We start from the raw sequence: 1,126 nt of genomic DNA, 5'->3' as shown, positions 1-1,126 counted from the left end.
GGTTCCGGCGGGGCGAACGCCGAGGCGCCCCGGTGGGGGAGGGGTGTGCCGGTGCACCCTTTTCGACAACGACATTCATAATCGGAAAGAGTAGTCGAGTCGGGCCTCTCCCGCCGCGTCCGGCCGCGTGTCGGACGGCCCCGGGGCGTCGCGGGGCGCTCCGGGGGCGCCCCGCGACCCCAATGGGCCCTCAGCCCTCCGACCCGCCGGCGGAGTCCGGCCGGCGGGCGGTCACCAGCAGGGTCGGTTGGACCACGTGATGCCCCGGCTCGTCGAGGATCCGGGTGGGGCTCCCCGGGGCGAGCAGCTCCCGGGCGCGGGCGAGGTCTTTCCCGCTCATGCCGGCATCCGTTCCCCGGGCCTCCGCGGCGGCGAGGAGCTCGGGCCACACCACGCCCTCCAGGTACGGACGCACGGTCGGGTCGTCCCCCACGGGGAAGCCGACACGGGGCAGAACGTGCACCCTCACATCCTCCAGTCCCGCGGCCAGGGCCCAGTGCGGATAGCGCTCGTAGTGCTCCGGACCCTCATCGGGCAGTCCCCAGTTCAATTCCGAGGCGGTGCGCAGCAGGCGCTCCAGCCGGGAGTGCCCGGGCAGGAACATCGACTGGTAGTAGTTGGTGTTGAACAAGCCGATCACCCCACCGGGCCTCAGCGCATCGGCCATGCGGACGACTGTCGCGGCGGGGTCGGCGACGTTGCCCGGCCAGATCACATCCCCCGCCCAGATCGCGTCGAACGTGCCTCCCGCGTCCGCCGCCTCGTCCAGAACCTCGAGCAGATCCGCCGCGCGGGTGGACACCCGCTCACGCACGCCTTCCTCCTCGGCGTGGCGCAGGGCCATCTCCAGCACCATCGGCTCACGGTCCACCCCGAGGACCCGGGCCCCGGGTCCCGCCGCGCGGGCGAGGGCGACGAGGCCGCCGCCGGCCCCCGTGCCGATGTCCACCAGGTTCCCGCGCTTCCCCGGGTCGAGGAGCGCCACCGCCCGTTCGACCACGGGGGCGAAGAACGCCCTGTTGTTGAGGAGGTAGGTGACCAGCCTGTTCTCGTCGATCTCCGCCATGGAGACATAATAACTTGATAATCATTTTCTTTTGCCGGTGCCGCTGAGTCCTTCCCGCCC

General features: G+C 71.6%; 1 protein-coding gene. It reads right to left on the bottom strand.

All coding sequences use genetic code 11. The annotated features are described in order from the left end of the window. Nucleotides 1-190: 190 nt before the first annotated feature. Nucleotides 191-1,066, bottom strand: a complete 876-nt coding sequence (locus FNQ90_RS24165) for a class I SAM-dependent methyltransferase (protein ID WP_182608289.1) — start codon at nucleotides 1,064-1,066, stop codon at nucleotides 191-193. Nucleotides 1,067-1,126: the final 60 nt, after the last annotated feature.

The sequence above is a fragment of the Streptomyces alkaliphilus genome, assembly GCF_014141535.1.
In the GTDB taxonomy this organism is placed as follows: domain Bacteria; phylum Actinomycetota; class Actinomycetes; order Streptomycetales; family Streptomycetaceae; genus Streptomyces; species Streptomyces alkaliphilus.
This window is presented reverse-complemented; position numbering and strand designations above follow the sequence as displayed.